We start from the raw sequence: 20,309 nt of genomic DNA, 5'->3' as shown, positions 1-20,309 counted from the left end.
CCTCTCAAGTTGAGACTTCTCATACATATCCTTTGTGACATTCAAAGCAGTCAAAAAACGTACCTACTGCTTCACTTCATCGATATGAACAAGACGCCGAAAAGCGACATAAATGATAGATAAACTGAGCAAAACCCCAACAAATGAGAAAAGGGCAATGGCTATCATATCTGACTCAAAAACGTAAAAACCTACATACAGCGCTGCAGCACGAAATACCACTGCAAACACTTCTCGAATCAAAAGGAATCGCTGTAAACGTAATGCTGGCAATGCCGCAGTACTCGCACCAGACACTAAGCTGGTCAAAAGCCAAATAGACAGCCACTGCGAATAACTACCTGCTAATGCCCACTCTGCACCGAACACTAAAGAAAAAAGATAATCACCAAAAACGAACACCGTACCGAATGGCACAATACCAACCACCAATAGAATCAACGTTACTTTTAATAAAAATTGATAAGCCTCAGATGAATTTGCTGTGATGGCACGCGTAATTTTAGGATAGAAAACCTCTCCAACCGCCTGACCTAACAGCATCGCGGGTGCACCAAGCACAAGAACAGCTAATGAATACTGCCCTGCAGAAGAGGCACTAAATAATGACGCTAACAAGATAGTTGGCAACCCTACTGAAGCCGCATTCAGGATACTTTGTGGCATACGATATATCGCAAAATCACGCTGCGATATGGCGGCATGTCGAACACCCTTAGTACCAAACCAATGACGGACATTTAATACACCTACTCTAGGTACACGAAGCATCTGCATAATAAAGTTTGTGAGCTGCCCTGCTATCGTCAATAAAATAAGTAACATCCCTGAAGGTGCTAGCATACCGCCTATCAGCTTACTACTATCTGTCACAAACTTGCTTTCCACATAAGCCCGAGCTTTCGCTTTAAATAAGCCCACTCTAATAGCAGACTGATCAGCGACAGAAAGAAAAGCACCGACTAATAGCGTTAATGGTATGAGATATAGCATGTTTGGCGTACTTTCCATACCCATCCAACTTGCCAAATGAAACTTACCGACATAGACAACAATGAATGAGAGGACAGCTATAACCACACTGAGCAATATAGACAGTCGGGCAACTGCCGCAGCATCCTCGTCACTGTCTGGCATCACGATTGCATTTGCATAGCCCATAGTGGCAATCGGAGTAATAATACTGACGATAGCAGTAAAGGCAGCAGCGATACCGAAATCCTCAGGTCTATATAGTCTGGTGAGAAATGGCATAAAAATCATAGCGATGGCCTGTCCAGCAGCAATCCCGCCACCGACCATGACCACATCTCGCACAAAGTGACTGGTTTTCAACCTGTTTATTATGCTCTGTATCGATGAAAATACTCCAGAGCTCATGACATATTGTCCAATTTAGTGACTCACAGAACTTGTAAGGAATTTATGACAGCGCGCCTCTCTCTATTAACCCATTTCATCTGTCAGTGTGGTATCTACTTTCTCTACCTCGACATCTTTATCAGATCCTTCTCGGTAACCTTCAACAAAAAACTTAAACTGGGTTTTCAGCCAGACCACATCCTGCTGCTTTGCTTTTTCTGCAAATTCAAATAAAATATTTTCGATATCTTGCAAAGGAAAGCTGTGCTCCATTGCTTGCATAATCAATGGATGAAAAGTAGGTTCGATATTGTCTTCACCAATGATTAACTCCTCGTAAAGCTTTTCACCCGGTCTCAAGCCAGTAAATACGATTTCGATATCGCCATTGGGATTGCTATCATCTTTTAGCTCACAACCTGTCAAACGAATCATACGTTTTGCCAGATCAACAATTTTGACGGGCGCGCCCATATCAAGCACAAACACTTCACCACCGAATGCCATCGCACCTGCCTGAATAACCAAACTGGCCGCTTCTGGAATCGTCATAAAATAGCGTGTGATGTCTGGATGAGTGATGGTGATCGGACCTCCTTGCTCAATCTGTTTGGTAAATAACGGCACCACAGAGCCTGATGACCCTAAAACATTGCCAAAACGCACCATGCTAAAACAAGTCTGACTGTTACTTTGGCTCAATCCTTGGCAGACCAACTCAGCCAAGCGTTTGGACGCTCCCATGACATTGGTAGGTCGCACGGCTTTGTCAGTAGAAATCAGTACAAAAGTCTCAACGCGAGCCTGTATCGCAGCACGGGCACAATGGTAGGTGCCTTTGGTATTATTGATGGTGCCCTCAAAGGGATTGGACTCAACAATAGGCACATGCTTATAGGCGGCAGCGTGATAAATCGTTTTTATATGGTTTTTTTCGAATATATTGATTAATTTTTTTTCGTTACTGACACTGCCGATGATGCTAATAATCTCAATATTTTGATAATCAGCATCCACTGTTTTTAAATTAACAAGTTCTTGATCTATGGTGTATAAAGCATACTCAGACTGTTCATATAGCACCAAGCATTTAGGCTTATTTTTGATGATTTGCCGACACAGCTCACTACCGATTGAACCACCTGCCCCAGTAACGAGAACGTTTTTACCCGTGATGTTTTTTTGTAGCAACTCCGCAACAGGTTCGACTGTTTCTCGTTCGAGCACATCTAATATGTCAACGGGTCGTATATGACTGACAGTTACTATCTCATCAGCAAGCTCACGTAAGCTTGGCAAGTCTTTTATCTTAACGGAGATACCTGACAGACTGTCCATAATCTGTTTTTTACGACCACGGCTCATAGAGGGCATGGCCAAAATCACCTGCGCCACATTGAGTTTTTCTATCAACCACGGAAGCGCGTGAGCTGCATATATTTGTTTGCCATGTAAATAAGCCCCAGTAAGCTGCGGGTCATCATCGATATACGCCACTACATTGTACTGATAAGAATGTCTCAAACTTTCTAGCAACTCTCTACCAGCTTCTCCTGCACCATAGATAATCACATTGTCACAACAGGCATTTGGACGACGGTTTTGACCTGTACCCTGTAGACGTTTCAGTAACGCGCGGATCATGAGCCTACTATTCCACAGCCAAATAAAAAATAGAAATAAAAATATAACGGGGGCTGAGCGCGGTATTGTCGCTGATGGGCTCAAATAAATGATGACTTGATAAACAATAATAAGTAAAAAAAACAGTTGCAGCACACGACCCATCACTGCATCAAAAAACCCTCGAGAGGCGCTGCGATAAAAACCAATAAGATATAAGCTAGCAACCGGCACGAATGCATAAAAAGCCAATGCTGCAAGACTGATATGAGAAGCCACATATCCTTGTCGTAGCATCAATGCCAATAATAGGCAAAAGATCGACATGGCAAAATCTATACTAAATAAGAGGGTGCTTTTAGTCAGGCGTGGTAATGACAATAAATACAGAGCCACACGCTTCGACCATTGATTAAAACCACTGGACGATTGATAAGCATTGTTTGACTCTGTTTTTATCAACATAATATCCACCCAATTAAGTTGGTTTGCTTATAAGCGACTACCACGCAAACTAGTGGTTATCTCCGTAGGCATAATGATAGTGATAGCTATATTTATCCATAAGACCCTGCTGTACATCATTGAGAATAATGCCATCTACTTGTACATTGGCTTTATTCATTTGCTTGATCGCATAAACCAGTTGCCCTTCTATTGAATGATTAAACTTCGTAACGATGAGTACTTTGTCTGCATGTTGCGCAAGTACCATAGCATCTGACGCCGCCAATATCGGGGGTGAGTCGATGACAATATAATCGTATTGAGTTTTTAATTCTGCCATCAAATGATTGAATTTTTCGCCCATCAATAAGGAGGTAGGATTATGCGGCTGCCGTCCGCGCGGTATGAAATCGATCAACTCCATACCAGTGGGATGAATAAAGCTTTCGACCCCTAAGCTAGAAACCTCACTGTCTAATCGAGTACCATCAATCGGAGAAAAATGCTTTTTATCCTGCAACAAATAATCGGCAAGACCATCATGTTGGCTCATATTAAACATTTTATGCAGCTCACCTAAGCGCATGTCACCATCGATGACCAAGACTTTTTTGTTGAGCTGGGCAAATACCTCTGATAAATTAGCAGCGATAAACGACTTGCCCACACCAGGGCTCTCCCCAGTAATCAATATGACTTGCGCGGGCTGCCCCACCGCTGTCCCCATTGGCATACCAAACATCAAATTGGTTCTTAAGCTTTTGATCGCTTCATAACTCAAACTACTGTGATCAACATGAGCGAGCATGCGAGGGGTGGTATTCTTCTTTTTACTCAACCTCGACAGTAAGGGTGAGCGTGGAATCGTTGCAATGACAGGGATGCCCGTAGTGGTCTCTAAATGCTCTGGATCTTTGACGACATTTCTAACAAGGTTCTTCAAGAGCACCAGCATCACCCCAAACATCATGCCTATCAATGTGGTCAGCATCAGGATTTGTAGTTTATTTGGTGCAATGGCATTAAAGGTACTGGTCGGTGAATCGATAATACGGGCATAGCCGATTTGACCAGCCTTGACGATTTTAAGTTGCTCATAATTTTTGAGCAGCGTCAGATAGATTTCTCGATTGATTGCCGTATCTTCTGATAGCTTCAGAAACTCTCGCTGTATTTCAGGTAGACCTGCAATGGTATTATCTATCTCTCTTGTTCTATTATTGAGCACTTTGAGCTGTTCATTAATTTGGATGACCAGTGGATGTTCTTCGGTATAATAAGTGGTCAGGTCTGCTTTTTTGAGTTTAAGCTCATTGAGCTGCTCATCGATGCGAGACTTCTCATTCAATAACAACTCGGCTTCTTTACCCACATCAATCGTGCCATATTTTTTACGAAAGTCATTAAACAATGCTTCAGAAGTCTCTAATTTTTCTTTTAATAGAGGTATCTGCGTTTCCATAAAGGCAAGTGTTTTGGTCGTTTCTTCAGAACCGCGAGATTGGTTTTGATCGACGTAAGATCGGACGATCTGATTGAGTATAGTCGTGATTTGCTCTTGGTTGGGACCCGTCATCGACAGCTGAATAATCCCCGTTTTTTGACCTTTTTCTTCAACGGATAAGGCGCCGTTGATAGCGTCAGTCGCAGCCTTTATCGTCTGCTTACTAATATTAATTGGGTAACCATCAGCAGGTAACTCTGTGACAGTAATATTAATCTGACCGTCCAACCCTTTGAACTGATGCGCCTGACCAAGCTGACCTTTGAATTCATCAAACCCATTGCTCAAAACAAACCCTGTAGCAGATTTTGTTAGTGTAAAAGGTTGGTTTAAGTACGCTGGTGATACATCAAATTGGCGGACTTTTACTATGCCATTTTCGGTATCAAGAGACACATCATCCGGTGTGTTTAATTGCGTGTAAGTACGATTGCTTTTTATTCTATCAAGATGACCAATATTGGGATCTGTTAGTTTAATGCGCAGGTGCAATAGCTCAACCACTGGCTCCAATATCATACGTGATCTTATCAGCTCTGCTTCTGTCTCCGCTTTGCTGACTTCTGCACCAACCAGCTCTGAGATACTCTCGCCAAGCGCCTCTATTCCTTGAGTATTTTCTTCAATCTGTATCAGCGCATCTGATTTATAGATGGGATTCACATAGCGGGTATACAAAAGCCCTAGTAAAAGCCCCAATATCGCCATGAGAGCGATAATTTTCCAACCACGCAACAATACTAAAACCAGCGCCATTAAATCGATGTCGTCATTGTTTTTTTCGCTCGTAGACGTTGATAGGTCTTTTGAATCCATATTATTCATAACCATATGCTCATCGCTCAATGTTGATCGTTTAATAGCATTCGCTGAACTTCAACGCTCTAATTGATGTCGCGTCGCTAATCTTGTCAGTCCATTGTTCAAGACTATCGATAATATTTTGTCTACTCTTTTCAAATGCTGAGTCATCCTGCTGATAAGGGTCAGCAATATCTTTATCAAGCCAATGCCCAATTCGAAAGATTTTTCCGCGACAGTGCGGCCACTGACTTTCAATCCATTTGGTTTGGCTGGTTGTCATAGTCAAAATTAAATCTGCCTGACTGACTAATGCTTCATCAATTTGCTTGGCGATATGAGCACTGATGTCTATATTATGAGTGGCCATCAATGCAACCGCTTTGGCATCAGCTGCGTGACCTACGAGCGCTGACAGACCAGCAGAGTCAATGTGCTTTTCTGGGTAATATGCCGTTAATATGGCAGCGGCCATCGGGCTGCGGCATATATTGCCAACACAAACGACCAATATCTGATCAAACGCTCGCATGACTGACTCCTATATCCCTGAAATCACATTGATTGCTGATGTTGAAGGCAGTATGGCGCTGATAATACGGTTCCAGCGCGCCAAGCCAGTTGGATCAACATAAAGGATGTCATTGGCTTGCATGTCAAAACGACTGGCCAAAGCAAAACTTGTGATGCTCTGCATGTCGACATAATAAATATTGGTGTATTGATACTTTGGATTATCCCGAACGATATATACTTTGGCCGCATTGGCCGTATTAGAATTCAATCCATTTGACTCACCTAATACATGCGCTAGGCTCAGCCCTTGCTCAGGAATAGCAACGGGCTCAATTTTGCCAAATTCTCCCAATACATAGACCTTATTGCGGCTTTGGCTATTGACATGAATAGCATCGCCGTCTTGTAAGTATATTTGATTGGCAGACAGCCCCATTTGATTTAATGATTGGATACCGAGCTTGTAACTTTTGCCTTGACGATTTAATACGATATGGTTTGAATCACCCGTATCAGTCGTACCACCCGCCATAGAAATAGCACCATATACTGAGATGGGCACATCTGCGATAGCAAACTCACCAGACTGCTTGACCTCACCATCCACAAAAAACTTACTACCACGGTAGTTGATGATTTTGACCTGAGGATCTGAGTATTTGAGATAGCGTTGAAGCTTGCTTTGCAAAGTGGCAGTGAACTGCGGCACACTGAGACCGCTGGCTTTGACTCTCCCTATTAAGGGGAATTGTATAAACCCTTGCTGGTCAACAGTCAGACTAGACGTTGAAGCATTAATATCTGGATAATTGGTCAGGATAATATTGAGAACATCCCCTTTAGCAATGCCATAGCTGACACGCCCAGATGTTTTTACTAAATGATATAAATCTCGATCAAGGATGACGGCTTCTTTAGGTGGTAGATTAGCCAAACTCAAAGGTTGAATATAGAATTGTAGACCGTTTTCTGCAGTGAATGTCCCTGACTCAGGTAATTTTCCAGACTGAAGTCCTGAATTTATTGTGCAACTGCTGAGCAATGCTGTCAGCAATAAGCAAGACGCACTCGCTATTAAGGAGCGCTTTTGTACAGAAATGAAATATTTATAAACCATAACAGTTACTCATATTTATATTCGTGAATCAAAAATAAGTGTCTTGCTGCTATCAATATATTCATAAAAAAGGATGTATTTATTGAATATACACCTAAACTATACATAACGCAATATTTATAAACATTGATGTAAGAACAATTTTCTTAGTTAATTTATTTTACGTAAACCCTTTTCAAAAAAGGTGTATAGCGCATATCGATAAAAACAAAAAGACAGAAAAATCTAAATAGGAAGACATATTCAAACGCGTTAGCAGTATTTCTTAGGGTTCATGCTGCCGAAAATAGAAATTTAGTATTGGTTATGTTGCTTAACTAATCTTAATAATATTCAAAAAAACCACTGTTTTATTAAAAAATAAATATAAGCATTTGTTTGCAAATATCTTAGTTTCGCAACACCCTAATCAAATTTTATTTTAAAAATCTCTTTTAACTTAGCAAACTTTCTTTTATTAATATAAAACGATAAATTGATACCGTTTGTAGATACTGGTTTGCGTGCTAAAGTCATCAAAATAGCGTAGAATAGTCAATCCAATTTTTTACATTGAGAAATGTAAACCCACCGACTCAAGGACATGATTATGAAAGATGAAAAATTACAGAAAGCCCTCGCCCGTATGGGTCTCGGCTCACGCCGTCAAATGGAAGAAGTCATAAAATCAGGGCGTGTTACTGTTAATAACGGACCTGCGACCATTGGTGATCGCGTCGAGCAAGGCGATGAGATTCGTGTTGACGGTCGTCAGATTAAATACACCTCTGAAAACGAGAAGCGTCGCCGTGTTATCGCTTACTACAAACCTGAAGGCGAAGTCTGCTCTGCTAAAGATCCAGAAGGTCGTCCAACCGTTTTTGAGCGTTTACCAAAACTGACTCATGATCGCTGGGTGATGGTTGGTCGCTTGGACATCAATTCAACCGGGCTATTATTGTTTACCAATGATGGTGAGATGGCGCATCGCTTGATGCATCCGTCTGGCGAAGTCACTCGTGAATATGCGGTACGTGTATTGGGTGAAGTCACGCCTGATATCGCTCGTGCGCTAACGGCTGGCGTTATGCTAGAAGACGGTCTTGCAAAGTTCGAAGATATCAAAGAAGGCGGTGGTGAAGGCGTCAACAAGTGGTATCACGTCCAGTTAAAAGAAGGTCGTAATCGCGAAGTGCGTCGTTTGTTTGAGTCACAAGGCCTAAAAGTTAGCCGTCTACTGCGCACGCGCTATGGTACGATTGCTCTACCAAAAGAGCTACGTACTGGTCGTTTCTTAGAACTCGACAGAAAAGACATCAATACCTTGACCGATCTAGTGAGCTTGCGTCCTCGTTATGGTACCGGTCTACATGGCGCAGCGAAAGAGAAGCAAGAGCGTATCAGAAGCAAGCCGCTTAAAGCGCGTCGCGCTACTGACAGTCGTAGCGATAGCCGCAGTGGTAGCGACAATCGTAACAGCAGCGCGAAGCCTAAAAGTAGTGCTAGCCCTGCCAGCCGTGGTACGCGCAATACTCGTGACCGCAACGACAAGCGTTAATCGCCTGAATCTAAAATGTAGTGTGACTTTGAATCTTCAATAGTTTTAAAGTAGACCACAAAAAAGCTGCCAATGATGAGTAATCATTGGCAGCTTTTTTATATAAGTTTTACAAAGAGTCGTTGTCAACCTGACGACTTATATTTAGCTATCGTGGCTATTAATATAATTCCTCATTACTCGTAGCTCTTGCAACTGCTGACTTTCCATTTGTTCTAATAATCTATCTAGACGCTGCTCAATATTATTAAAGACTTGCTGTAATAACTCACTGGCTTCAATCCTTTTATCATCACCAACATGATTGGTGCTTGTATTGATTTGTGCCAAATGATGATGCCTGATTAGCATTTCAGGTAGCCGAGTTTGCAACATCTTGTTTAATACAAACTGCTGCTCTGTTACCACAGGCGTTTTATGCTGAGCTTGTAGTACTGTTTGATACGCTTGATAGTGAGTCACTTTTTCATCGATACGTTTTAATTGGCGCAGCTGTGGCTCTGACAAATTTTTCAGGTGTTTTTTATTTAAATTTAGTTGCTGCCAACTGAGTTTGGACAATGACAACGGTGCATCATAATCCTGATAAGTGAGTACACCTGGCGAAATACCGACCGCTTTGTGCAGCGCATGCCAGCCTTTTTTACCCAAATAAAAGGTGGTGACGGTCGTCACAATGCCAATGCCTATTAAGATGCTCATATACCCTTACTCTTCATAGTTCAATCAAACCACTTTGCCTTTACAGTTTAATATTCTCAGCACTCACATTCTTACCAGTTGCGCCAGTTGGATTTTCAATCGCTTTAATTTCTATATCGGTATTAGCACTATTGACACTACTAACATTGCTATCGAGCTTTTCAATATCTGTCGTAGTAGCGGGATTATTAAAGCGTTTTTGTAGATAGCGGTTGGTCGCGAGCAGTTTTTGACCATCTTGGTGATAAGAGGCATTCAGTAAATCATCAAACTGAGTATTAATGGTACGCAATACATCTAATAGCGCTTCTTTTCCAGTCACATTAGAGTGCTTAATTTTGGTCGTGTCAGCGCGCGCGCCATCCCCCACATCTAAGTCGTGCAAGCGGCGATAGTCAGTTACAGCAAGTGGCACATGTCTGTCCATTAAATTTTGAATCATAATGTAGGTTTCATTGACCGTGTCTTTATCGTCTATCTTGCCATCATTATTGGTATCGCCATAAATGACCCGCAGCTTCTCCCCTTTTTCATTGATTTGGTCGAGTGCTGTTTTGACTTCAACGGGCAAGCTTTTTTCTGGGATGTAACCCAATTGCGGCATCGATTTGTACTCAAGCATTTTAGGCGCAGTCATTTTTTTAATACCACGATACCCCAGATATAACCCAGCTACTGGTAACACTCCATATAAAATGAACATGACAAACATCGCAGTAACTTGAGTCATTAGAGTATCCTAATTGTTGAATAAAATGGCTTGGCTAAATAGCTTGGTAAACTTCTTCTTATTTTAAATAGCTTATTATTCTAAATAAGATAGATGGTTATTATTAAACAAAAAAATAAGGCTCTATTAAAGCCCTATATTGTTATGCATTGCGTCGCTTGTGTGAAAACCGTGTTAGAGCGTGTCCTCAATTCAATCACAGCTCTGGATTATGTTAATTTCATAATGCCAATTAACAGCCATTAACTATTAGTAATTAACTTTTTGTCCGGCTTTTGACATAACGGTGCGTTGAAGCCAAACGATTCATCACTGTTTGGTGCAGCTCATCTAACAATTCATCAAGCTCATAATCAATCTCTAAAAACAAATCCGTCAGCATGTCACCTGCCGTCATTTTTCCTTGCACCATATTGTTTTTGGTACGATGGGGACTAAAGCGCTGTAGCTGCTCATAATGATGGAGGGCTTCTGGAATGCTCTCTGACACCAGCTTATCGATGACAAATTGGCGTTCATTATGTTGCTGTTGTTGCTGCTCATTGAGCTCACTGCTCCACTCACGATAGCGTTTCAACTTACCATTGATACGGTCTAGTATCGCAACCGCCTCGATGGGCATGGCATTTAGGGTGGCTTCATCGACCACATCAACAAGCTCAGTCATAATCGGGCAGCGTCCATGTTTGAGATACCATAAAGTATCGGGGTCAAAAGGCGGTCTATTGGTCGGGCGCATCTGAGCGCGATTGGACAGGTAGCGATCAGTCAAAGGTGTCGGCGTTCTGATATCACTCACTTGCGCCAAAGCATCACAAATACGTTCGCTGCGCTCAGGCGGCGTCAGTACAGAACGCTGACTGACAGCTTGATCGTTTTTATCATTGTTTATACTATTATTATCAGTCACCTCTATATCTTGACTGATAGCCATCTCCTGAGCATTTTGGGCTGCTAGCGTTGGCAGGTCATCTTGAGCTTGCCCAAATGACTTTAGCATTCTTGTCAGACTTACCACCATGACCTACCTTGCCCCTCGTCCCGTGCACGCTTATTGCGCTCGTATTGCATAGATTTATCCAATAGCGTATCTTAACAGCTTTTTACCGCGCTGCCAGTAAGCAAAATGTCAACACCTCTCATCCGCCCCCTGCTAAGCACACTATTATGAATGCGACCGACTACACCTCTGGATTCTTACTTGGGCTATCGCTCATCATCGCGATTGGCTCACAAAACGCCTTTGTACTCAAACAAGGACTCAAACGCGAGCACATATTTTTTGTCTGTTTATTTTGCGCGGTCAGTGATGCGCTGTTAATCTCTGCTGGCGTTGGCGGTTTTGGCGCGGTCACGACGCAATATCCGCAAGTGGTCAATATCGCAAAATTCGCTGGCGTTGTATTCTTACTAGGCTATGGATTGCAGAGCTTATATGCCAGTGTGCGCGTCACACATGCACTCACCGTCGAGGGACAAGTCGTCACCAGCTTAAAAAAAGCCCTGTTATTATGTTTTGGCTTTACTTGGCTCAACCCACACGTCTACTTAGATACATTGGTACTCGTTGGCATGGTTTCAACGGGTGCTAGTAGTAAGCTGGCATTTGCAGTCGGTGCAGTCAGCGCCTCATTCTTTTTCTTTTTTGCGTTGGGTTATGGGGCGCGATTACTCAAACCATTATTTGCCAAACCAAAAGCATGGAATATACTCGATGCTTTGGTAGGGATACTCATGTTGTATTTGGCGTGGCATCTGTACCGAAGTTAAAAACAGCGATAAAGGCAAAAGTAGGTGATAGGCTAAACCATTAACACAGCTCCTAAATATAAGTATAAGTACAAAAAAAGCCAAACACCTTGTATAAATGTGTTTGGCTTTTTGGAATCTGACACTTTTACTATTTACGATACTTTTTTACGCTTTTTAGGCTTAACGAAGGTTAAGTTCAAAAAATGCTCAAGCGAGTCATCAAGGACATCCAACCAAGGCTCTGGCAACTCAGGCGATAGCGTGCCTGTTAACGTAGAGCGATACGCCCTTTCTCTAAAGGTCATAATATTATCAGCTTTGTCTTTTTGCCACTCTTTTAAGATTTCACCCTGTTTTTCAACCGCAAATTCTGGATAATCGGTCGCATTGGTTAAATCACGAATATAAGCGGCTTGAAAGTCGATTGAGTCACTGACCGTCACGCACTTCGCGTAAGTTGCCAACCACTTTTTCTCATCTGCTTCACGGTGTACCAATTCAGGCAATTCGATATCGCCCATCATCACATCGCGTGCATACCATGCTTGAGCGTCAAACATATTAAAGGTGAAATACTGATCCTGCATACCTAAATAAATGAGCTTTGGGTTTGGCTGCCAAAAAATCCCTTTGTGCAAGTTGGCTGGATATAAGCAGTTATGCGTTTGCAGACGTAATTCATCGGGCATAAAGGGGAAATGAAACAGGTAACCAGTACACATAATAACGGCATCAAATTTTTGGCTGCTACCATCGGCAAAGTGCGCTACATCTCCTTCAAAATGGGTGACCAAAGGCACTTCTTTGATGCCCTCTGGCCAATCATAGCCGAGTGCTTGCGTGCGATAGCTGATAGTGACTGATTTGGTACCATACTTATAGCACTGCGTGCCAATGTCTTCGGCTGAATAACTACTGCCGATGAGCAAAATATCTTCGTCTTTGAACTCTAAGGCGTCACGAAAATCATGCGCGTGCAGAATGCGGCCGGGGAAAGCTTCTAACCCTTCAAAGTAAGGCATGTTTGGCGTGGAAAAATGACCCGTCGCTACCACGACATAATCAAATTCTTCCACTTCTTGCTCATTGGTTTTATGATTCATCACCGTCACGGTGAATTTTTGCGTGTCATCATCAAATGACACCCAACGTACTGGGCATTCAAAGCGAATGTATTTTTGGATATCTTGTTTATCGATACGCCCCATAATGTAGTCTTTTAGGACTTCACGCGGTGGGTATGAGGGAATCGCTTCACCAAAATGCTCGTCAAACGAATAATCAGCAAACTCTAAGCACTCTTTGGGACCATTGGACCATAAATAACGGTACATACTACCGTGAACAGGCTCACCATTTCTGTCTAATCCTGTGCGCCAGCTATAGTTCCACATGCCACCAATAGCGTTTTGCTTTTCATAACAAACTATCTCAGGTAAGTTTTTTGCGCCAGCCAAACGAGCTGCTTCAAAAGCGCGTAATTGTGCTAAACCACTTGGACCTGCACCTAAAATAGCAATTCTTTTATTACTCAAGACTAACTCCTATGATAATAGTTGTCTCTCCACTGTAACATATTTTTATGAATGGTGTTTTTTCGAATACTTTTGGTGATTAATTGGCCATAGCTTAAGACATGACTATTCTCCAAAAATGGCTTCTAACCGAATCTTTGGTTTTTAAATTTGATATGAGTTAACACGTGCTTTTCATTAGGGCGTATTAAATATGCATAAATCGGCACTGTCAGTGCTAGGGTTGAATACTGAACACGCCCATTAAGGAATAAATCAAAAAATTGACGGACAAACATAACGTAGCAGCGTCATTACACTAAATCAGGAAATAAAGTGCGTAAGCCATTAACGATAATTTCGATAGAAACTGCCGCCAATAACATCCCCATAATTCGGCTCATGATGTTCAATCCAGTATCACCCAGCAAGCGACTGATACGACCTGCCGCCATCAGTGCTAGATAACAAAACAGACTGATAAATAAACCAGCAATCAATATGGCAGATACTTGCAAAATACCAGAGACTTGTGAAGAATAAATAATCACCGTCGAGATACCACCTGGTCCAATCATCATTGGAATAGCGATAGGCACAACTGCTGCAGCCATGGTGGGCGGCGCGTCTTGTACATGGTCAACATCGAAGTTTTCTTGATCGGGCTTCACGGGATTACCGTCGCCATTCATCATATTAAGAGCAATCAAAAACACCAAGATACCACCTGCCAGCTGAAACGAGCCGATAGAAATACCAAGTGCTTTTAGTAATGTCTCGCCTGCTACCGTAAAGAAACTAATAGTGATAAAAATCGTCAAACAAGCAACACGCGCCACTTTGCGTCGATTATTCATTGAATAACCACGGGTCAAATCCAAAAATAACGTCAAAGCGCTAAAGGGATTAATCAGCACCATAAAGGCTAAGATTATCTTGATGATTTCAGTATTCACTGAGCGCTCGCTTGTCTATTAGTCAAATCGGGCAAAAAGATAAGGTCATCGTGCGAGTGCAACGATGACCCAATAGATGGTTAACAATAACTTTGTAGCTTATATTGTATCATAGGCAGATAAGCTAATTAAATCATTAACTTTGCTTACCTTTCTGGCAGCAGACTATCAACGAAAATAGAGGCTCAACATTGACCTATCAGCCACTATTTGGTGGGTAAACAACCTCATAAAGCCTAATCGCTAAAACAGGTATGTGGAGACAGGCATGTTGAAAATCATGCGCTAAAATCAAGACCGATATCTAATGCCGTGGTACTGTGCGTCAAATAACCCATGGCAATAAAATCAACACCCGTTTTTGCTGCTGCTTGCACCGTTTCAGGAGTAATACCACCTGAAGCTTCTGTTCTAGCACAACCTTTACACATCGTTACTGCCTGCGCTAGTATTCCAGGGGACATATTATCTAATAGCACCAAGCTCACACCAGCATCTAATGCTTGCGCTAGCTGCTCTAAAGTATCCACTTCTACTTCGATGGGAATTAAATGCCCAGCGAAGTTTTGCGCTTGTTTAATCGCAGTCTTGATATCACCAGCGATAGCAATATGATTGTCTTTGATTAAAATAGCATCATCCAGTCCCAGACGATGGTTGCGCCCGCCGCCGCAGCGTACCGCGTACTTTTGTACAATGCGCAAGCCTGGAATGGTCTTACGTGTACAAGTAATTTGCGCAGGATACTCTGCCACACTATCTACAATTTTTCTCGTATCTGTCGCAATACCACTCAAGTGGGTCATGAAATTGAGCGCGGTACGTTCTGCTGTCAGCAAATGGCGGGCATTACCACGAACACTAGCCAAGACTGTGCCCGCGTCAACCCATTCACCATCAGCAACGTGAGCCACAAACTCAATCTGAGAATCAACCATCGCAAACGATAAACGTGCCAAATCCATACCACATATCACGCCTGCTTGCCGCGCTTTAATCTCTAGCTTTGCTTGCATATCGGCTGGAATGGTGGCTTGTGATGTGACATCTCCGCGTCTGCCCAAATCCTCAGTTAGCGCAGCTTCAACCAAAGGTCTAAGCAATACCTCATCCAATGCTGGTTCTTTTTTAACTATCATCTTTAACCCTTAAATAAACGTGGCGTTGATATATGCTTATGCAATTAAACTCAAAATGAGCATAAATATAGCGTAAAGTTAACAGCCTCGCAAGGAACCGTCATCATTTTGTGCAGCCGACAGGGTTTTATAATCATCAAAATAAAGATAGCAAGGTAGTCTATCGACGCCTATTTACGCTTAGGCAACTTACTATCCATCAATAAGCTTTGTAGTTCAATATCATGACGAAAGCAATAAAGCTTGGCAGGGCGACCACGCTGGGCGCTACTACTCTGTCCTGTTTCCATCACAAGTTTTTGTGAATCTAGCAAACGACGGAAATTTTGCTTGTGCAAGCGCACTCCTGAGAGCGCTTCTACGCTTTGTTGTAATTGTGACAAGGTAAATACATCTGGCATCAAGCCAAAAATAAGCGGTCGGTATTCAATTTTGGCACGCAGCCGTGAAATAGCCGTTGCAATCACTCGGCGATGATCATAATACATCGGCACGCCAATGAGCTGTGACCAGTTTTCAGGTAGCTTATTCTGATGGCTCGGTTGGTGAGCACTTTGATGAACGCTTTGATGATTCATTGAATAGCTGGGTGGATAGTTTGGTGCTTCCGGTATCAGCCCCGCTTCATACAGCATCTCATAGCGCAGTAACACATGCTCAGCGACCCACTCTCTATTTTCATAATGCTCATAGGCTATGTATTCATTATCCGCATTTTCACTTGTGGGCATATCACCCACTAAGAGCGCTTCACTTACACCCCAACATAGACCAATACGCTGACGGCGGCGCTGCTGAATGCCTGAATCTTTAGCGCTATCTGCCCAACTCAATAATGCTGGCACAATATTATTCATAATGATGCTAGGTATGCCATCCAAATGATTTTCCCAAGGAAAGTAATCATACCAATCGCGCCACAATGCTTGGCTTTGTAGCTGCGGCGTTTGTGTCTCTTGCACCAGTCCCAAATAGCTCACGTAGACCAGTGCGTGACCATCAACATTGCGCCTATTGGTATCGACAAAGGTATAGAGTTGCTCCAAATAACCAAGTGGTTGCTGTGTTTGCTCCTCAACCCATTGGCGCACACCCGCTTGCAATGAGCGATGCAACGGCATCAATGGACCATTGGGTAACAGCTTTCCTTGATCAACGGTTAAGACCCGAGCGGTATGCTCAGTAATGGCGACTAGCACAGCCACGACTTCTGTGGTGCCACTACCTTGCTGATGCGCGTGTGAATAAGACAACGTCATGACTTTAGTGATTACCTTTTATTTTAATTATTAAATAAAGCTCAACTGCTAAGCTGTTGACCATTTGCTCAGTATAGCTTGAATCAACGATTATCATAGTTCGTGGTTGTAATTATATAAAATGAGTCTTTATAAATCATAAATGTACAAATCATAAATGTATAAAAAATACTTGTATTTATGCTCAAAATGAGCATAATTAAAACATCTGACTAGCCAGCGATATTAATTGACTGATTTTTAGCGGCATATTGATTGTCGTTACTGCCTAAAAGGTTTGCATCTATGAAAACTTATCCTTACGACGCGCCCATCATGAGTAATGACAATCGCATTGCCACTCAAATGAATATTGAATATGCCAAAGCTAAAATGCCAGCAGACTTGCCGCGTGCTGAACGTCTCATAGTCGAGGAAAACATTAAACAGCTATTAAATGCGCATAATGCAGTATTGGTCGCCCATTATTATGTCGACCCCTTTATTCAGGATTTGGCATTGGCAACGGGCGGTTGCGTGGGTGATTCGCTGGAGATGGCACGCTTTGGGCAAGCGCATAGCGCCCAGACGTTAGTGGTCGCTGGCGTCCGCTTTATGGGCGAATCCGCAAAAATCTTAAGTATGGAAAAAACCGTACTGATGCCAGACCTAGAAGCCGAGTGTTCGCTTGATTTGGGCTGCCCTGCTGACGAGTTTTCCGCATTTTGTGATGCTCACCCTGAGCGTACAGTCGTGGTTTACGCCAATACTAGCGCCGCCGTCAAAGCCCGTGCCGATTGGGTGGTGACGTCATCGGTTGGCATCGACATCATTCGCCATTTGCATGCGAATGGTGAAAAAATTATTTGGGGTCCTGATCGCCATTTAGGTAAATATATTGCTGCTGAGACTGGCGCAGATATGCTGCTTTGGCAAGGCTCTTGTCTGGTACATAATGAGTTTAAAGCGACCGAGCTGATGCAATTAAAAGAGGAGCATCCAAACGCTAGGGTATTGGTGCATCCTGAATCCCCTGATAGCGTGGTGGCGCTCGCCGATGTGGTCGGCTCGACCAGTAAGCTGTTGCAATCGACTTATGAGATGGATGCCGATACCTTTATTGTCGCCACCGATTTGGGTATTTTGCACGAAATGCAAAAGCGCTCACCACATAAGCATTTCTTGGCTGCGCCTACTGCGGGTGAAAGCGCCAGTTGTAAGAGTTGCGCATTTTGTCCATGGATGGCAATGAATGGTCTAAAAGGTATTGAACAGTGCTTGATGCAGCGCAGTGGTGAAGTTTTGATGACGCCTGAGCTGGCAGTCGCGGCTAAAAAGCCTTTGCAACGTATGCTTGATTTTGCCGAATCACAAAAACAACGTGTGGCAACGAGCGGCGATATTGTCAAAGACCGTGAGTTATTTGCCAATGTCGGGGCTGCCTAATATGAGCACGGCATTGACAGCGGAATCATTAGGTCTCGATAGCCCTGCTGCTATGGTACAAACTGACGTACTTATCATTGGCGCGGGATTAGCGGGCTTAAGCACAGCTCTAGCATTACCAAAATCGCTGAATATTACTGTATTGAGCAAAGCCGCCTTAGAGATTTGCTCCAGTCATTATGCCCAAGGTGGCATCGCGGCAAGCTTGGATAAAGAGGACTCTGTCGCTGACCATATTGCCGATACCCTAATCGCTGGCGCAGGGTTATGCGATGCTAATAATACCAGCAGCATTTTAAGTGCCGGGCAACAGGCAGTGCAATGGCTGTGTGAGCAAGGTGTGCCTTTTACCCAAATACCGCAAGAAGATAATACAAAACCTTTCACCGAGCTACAGACTGAACTACAAACTGCCGACTTACATTTAACCAAAGAAGGCGGGCATGGTTGCAGGCGGGTCGCACATGCGGATGATGCGACTGGTCGACACATTATGGAAGCCTTGACTATAAAGGCGAAAAACGCTGCCAATATCACTATTTCACCTTATCATGAAGCGCTGAGCCTTTTAACAAACAGTGCCAATCCAAATAAGCAATGCCAAGGGGCACAAGTTTTCGATCATAATAATCAACGACAACTGACTTTTTATAGTCGCGCAGTCGTACTGGCTAGTGGTGGCATGGGTCAATTATTTAAGCGTGCCAGTGCACCAAATGTCTGTGTCGGCGATGGGGTTATGATGGCATGGCAAGCGGGCTGCCGCTTAGCAAATTTAGAATTTATCCAATTTCATCCGACGGGCTTAGCAATGGCAGACAGCAGTTTTTTAATATCTGAAGCACTACGCGGCGAAGGTGGACGGCTGACCTGTCCGCAATCTGGCAAGCGCTTTATGTTAGAAATTGATGAGCGAGCAGAATTGGCACCACGCGATATAGTCGCTCGCGCCATCGCTGAGCAGATCAGTAATAACGGACTTGGCTACGTACATTTAGATGTCAGTCATTTGCCAGACCAATTTTTACGGGAGCATTTCCCACAGATTTATCAAACATTATTCAACCTCGGCATTGATATGACTAGGGAACCTATCCCCGTTGCCCCGACTGCGCATTATAGTTGCGGTGGCGTGGTTACTGACGCCAATGGTGTAACCGATGTGACAGGGCTTTATGCAGCTGGCGAAGTTGCCTATACAGGTTTGCATGGTGCGAATCGCTTAGCAAGTAATTCACTTTTAGAATGCGTAGTCGTTGGGCGCAATATCGCTGCTGACTTACCGCGATATTTAAAAGCATTAGAAAATCTAAATCACGTTACCAGTTATGATCACTCAGATTTATTAGCAACTGCCATTTGGACAGCACCAACGCTCAAAGATATTCAAACTATTAAGCTTCCTTCTTCTCCTACCATTCTATTTAATTTATCTCATTGTGATGACACTGATATCATTACCCATGATTATGCTGGCAAAATAGTCACAGAATTGAAAGTTTTAATGACTTCCTATATGGGTATCACCCGAAATGCCGAATCATTAGAGCAAATGTTAATACAGATACAGCAATGGCTTGAAAAAACTAGGTTAAATCAGTCCAGTATGAGTACTTTAGATAGTACTATCACTGCTAATGAGCTGACACTATTTCAATTAGCACGACAATTACAATTAGCCACATTGGTTATTCAGTCAGCTTATCAGCGTTATGAGAGTCGCGGTGGTCACTATCGTCAAGACTATCCACATTTGGCATCCACACCTCAAACCAGTGTGATTGCGCCATTATCGAAGTTGAGAGAAGCTGACAAAACAGGTAGCAAAGAGGGTGGCATTGATTGGCTGCTTCAGCCTATAATCGATGACACAGAGGCTAGAGTGGTAAATACAGTTGCTAACATCTAACAGCAATTGGAAGCTG

At 42.9% G+C, this 20,309-nt stretch carries 16 protein-coding genes; 4 read left to right on the top strand and 12 right to left on the bottom strand.

The genetic code is table 11. The features are described from left to right. Positions 1–63: 63 nt before the first annotated feature. From INT03_RS02845 to INT03_RS02825, 5 genes are all read right to left on the bottom strand, one after another. Complete coding sequence (locus INT03_RS02845) at positions 64–1,335, bottom strand: oligosaccharide flippase family protein (protein WP_193007499.1); 1,272 nt, start codon at positions 1,333–1,335, stop codon at positions 64–66. A 111-nt stretch (positions 1,336–1,446) separates the two neighbouring features. Beyond that, positions 1,447–3,450 carry a nucleoside-diphosphate sugar epimerase/dehydratase gene (locus tag INT03_RS02840; RefSeq protein ID WP_193007498.1) on the bottom strand — a complete coding sequence of 668 codons (2,004 nt, stop codon included), beginning with the start codon at positions 3,448–3,450 and terminating at the stop codon, positions 1,447–1,449. A 49-nt stretch (positions 3,451–3,499) separates the two neighbouring features. After that, positions 3,500–5,761: a polysaccharide biosynthesis tyrosine autokinase gene (locus tag INT03_RS02835; protein ID WP_226950256.1), complete on the bottom strand. Its 2,262-nt coding sequence runs from the start codon at positions 5,759–5,761 to the stop codon at positions 3,500–3,502. Positions 5,762–5,792: 31 nt separating this feature from the next. Further along, a complete protein-coding gene (locus INT03_RS02830) occupies positions 5,793–6,269 on the bottom strand; it encodes a low molecular weight protein-tyrosine-phosphatase (RefSeq protein ID WP_193007496.1) in 477 nt (158 codons plus the stop codon). Between the two features lie 9 nt (positions 6,270–6,278). Continuing rightward, on the bottom strand, positions 6,279–7,370 hold the full coding sequence (locus tag INT03_RS02825; RefSeq protein ID WP_193007495.1) for a polysaccharide biosynthesis/export family protein: 1,092 nt from the start codon (positions 7,368–7,370) through the stop codon (positions 6,279–6,281). Between the two features lie 589 nt (positions 7,371–7,959). Between INT03_RS02825 and rluB the strand changes: the two genes are divergently transcribed. Then, positions 7,960–8,907 carry a 23S rRNA pseudouridine(2605) synthase RluB gene (rluB, locus tag INT03_RS02820; RefSeq protein ID WP_060490601.1) on the top strand — a complete coding sequence of 316 codons (948 nt, stop codon included), beginning with the start codon at positions 7,960–7,962 and terminating at the stop codon, positions 8,905–8,907. A 144-nt stretch (positions 8,908–9,051) separates the two neighbouring features. On the opposite strand, the gene INT03_RS02815 is transcribed toward rluB, so the two are convergent. The 3 genes from INT03_RS02815 to INT03_RS02805 form a co-directional block, all read right to left on the bottom strand. After that, on the bottom strand, positions 9,052–9,609 hold the full coding sequence (locus INT03_RS02815; RefSeq protein WP_193007494.1) for a hypothetical protein: 558 nt from the start codon (positions 9,607–9,609) through the stop codon (positions 9,052–9,054). Between the two features lie 40 nt (positions 9,610–9,649). Next, positions 9,650–10,339 carry a hypothetical protein gene (locus INT03_RS02810; protein ID WP_193007493.1) on the bottom strand — a complete coding sequence of 230 codons (690 nt, stop codon included), beginning with the start codon at positions 10,337–10,339 and terminating at the stop codon, positions 9,650–9,652. A gap of 256 nt (positions 10,340–10,595) precedes the next feature. Beyond that, on the bottom strand, positions 10,596–11,339 hold the full coding sequence (locus INT03_RS02805; RefSeq protein WP_193007492.1) for a hypothetical protein: 744 nt from the start codon (positions 11,337–11,339) through the stop codon (positions 10,596–10,598). Positions 11,340–11,506: 167 nt separating this feature from the next. Between INT03_RS02805 and INT03_RS02800 the strand changes: the two genes are divergently transcribed. Next, entirely contained in the window at positions 11,507–12,109 is a 603-nt protein-coding gene (locus INT03_RS02800) for a LysE/ArgO family amino acid transporter (RefSeq protein WP_193007491.1), read from the top strand. 134 nt (positions 12,110–12,243) lie between these two features. Here INT03_RS02800 and INT03_RS02795 read toward each other — a convergent pair whose 3' ends face one another. The 4 genes from INT03_RS02795 to INT03_RS14895 form a co-directional block, all read right to left on the bottom strand. Then, complete coding sequence (locus tag INT03_RS02795) at positions 12,244–13,626, bottom strand: NAD(P)-binding domain-containing protein (protein ID WP_193007490.1); 1,383 nt, start codon at positions 13,624–13,626, stop codon at positions 12,244–12,246. Between the two features lie 293 nt (positions 13,627–13,919). Next, on the bottom strand, positions 13,920–14,561 hold the full coding sequence (locus INT03_RS02790; protein ID WP_083475671.1) for a MarC family protein: 642 nt from the start codon (positions 14,559–14,561) through the stop codon (positions 13,920–13,922). 278 nt (positions 14,562–14,839) lie between these two features. Further along, positions 14,840–15,700: a carboxylating nicotinate-nucleotide diphosphorylase gene (nadC, locus tag INT03_RS02785; protein ID WP_193007489.1), complete on the bottom strand. Its 861-nt coding sequence runs from the start codon at positions 15,698–15,700 to the stop codon at positions 14,840–14,842. A gap of 170 nt (positions 15,701–15,870) precedes the next feature. Continuing rightward, on the bottom strand, positions 15,871–16,959 hold the full coding sequence (locus INT03_RS14895; RefSeq protein WP_226950255.1) for an NUDIX hydrolase: 1,089 nt from the start codon (positions 16,957–16,959) through the stop codon (positions 15,871–15,873). A 285-nt stretch (positions 16,960–17,244) separates the two neighbouring features. Between INT03_RS14895 and nadA the strand changes: the two genes are divergently transcribed. Beyond that, a complete protein-coding gene (gene nadA, locus INT03_RS02775) occupies positions 17,245–18,384 on the top strand; it encodes a quinolinate synthase NadA (protein WP_193007488.1) in 1,140 nt (379 codons plus the stop codon). A 1-nt stretch (position 18,385) separates the two neighbouring features. Next, on the top strand, positions 18,386–20,293 hold the full coding sequence (gene nadB / locus INT03_RS02770; protein WP_193007526.1) for an L-aspartate oxidase: 1,908 nt from the start codon (positions 18,386–18,388) through the stop codon (positions 20,291–20,293). Positions 20,294–20,309: the final 16 nt, after the last annotated feature.

The sequence above is a fragment of the Psychrobacter sp. PG1 genome, from assembly GCF_014897815.1.
In the GTDB taxonomy this organism is placed as follows: Bacteria; Pseudomonadota; Gammaproteobacteria; order Pseudomonadales; family Moraxellaceae; genus Psychrobacter.
This window is presented reverse-complemented; position numbering and strand designations above follow the sequence as displayed.

Bases quoted from the DNA above. Each gene is read 5' to 3' on its own strand.
- INT03_RS02840 (WP_193007498.1), bottom strand. From the start codon at position 3,450: ATGTTGATAAAAACAGAGTCAAACAATGCTTATCAATCGTCCAGTGGT.
- INT03_RS02835 (WP_226950256.1), bottom strand. From the start codon at position 5,761: ATGAATAATATGGATTCAAAAGACCTATCAACGTCTACGAGCGAAAAA.
- INT03_RS02830 (WP_193007496.1), bottom strand. From the start codon at position 6,269: ATGCGAGCGTTTGATCAGATATTGGTCGTTTGTGTTGGCAATATATGC.
- INT03_RS02825 (WP_193007495.1), bottom strand. From the start codon at position 7,370: ATGGTTTATAAATATTTCATTTCTGTACAAAAGCGCTCCTTAATAGCG.
- rluB (WP_060490601.1), top strand. From the start codon at position 7,960: ATGAAAGATGAAAAATTACAGAAAGCCCTCGCCCGTATGGGTCTCGGC.
- INT03_RS02815 (WP_193007494.1), bottom strand. From the start codon at position 9,609: ATGAGCATCTTAATAGGCATTGGCATTGTGACGACCGTCACCACCTTT.
- INT03_RS02810 (WP_193007493.1), bottom strand. From the start codon at position 10,339: ATGACTCAAGTTACTGCGATGTTTGTCATGTTCATTTTATATGGAGTG.
- INT03_RS02805 (WP_193007492.1), bottom strand. From the start codon at position 11,339: ATGCTAAAGTCATTTGGGCAAGCTCAAGATGACCTGCCAACGCTAGCA.
- INT03_RS02800 (WP_193007491.1), top strand. From the start codon at position 11,507: ATGAATGCGACCGACTACACCTCTGGATTCTTACTTGGGCTATCGCTC.
- nadC (WP_193007489.1), bottom strand. From the start codon at position 15,700: ATGATAGTTAAAAAAGAACCAGCATTGGATGAGGTATTGCTTAGACCT.
- INT03_RS14895 (WP_226950255.1), bottom strand. From the start codon at position 16,959: ATGACGTTGTCTTATTCACACGCGCATCAGCAAGGTAGTGGCACCACA.
- nadA (WP_193007488.1), top strand. From the start codon at position 17,245: ATGAAAACTTATCCTTACGACGCGCCCATCATGAGTAATGACAATCGC.
- nadB (WP_193007526.1), top strand. From the start codon at position 18,386: ATGAGCACGGCATTGACAGCGGAATCATTAGGTCTCGATAGCCCTGCT.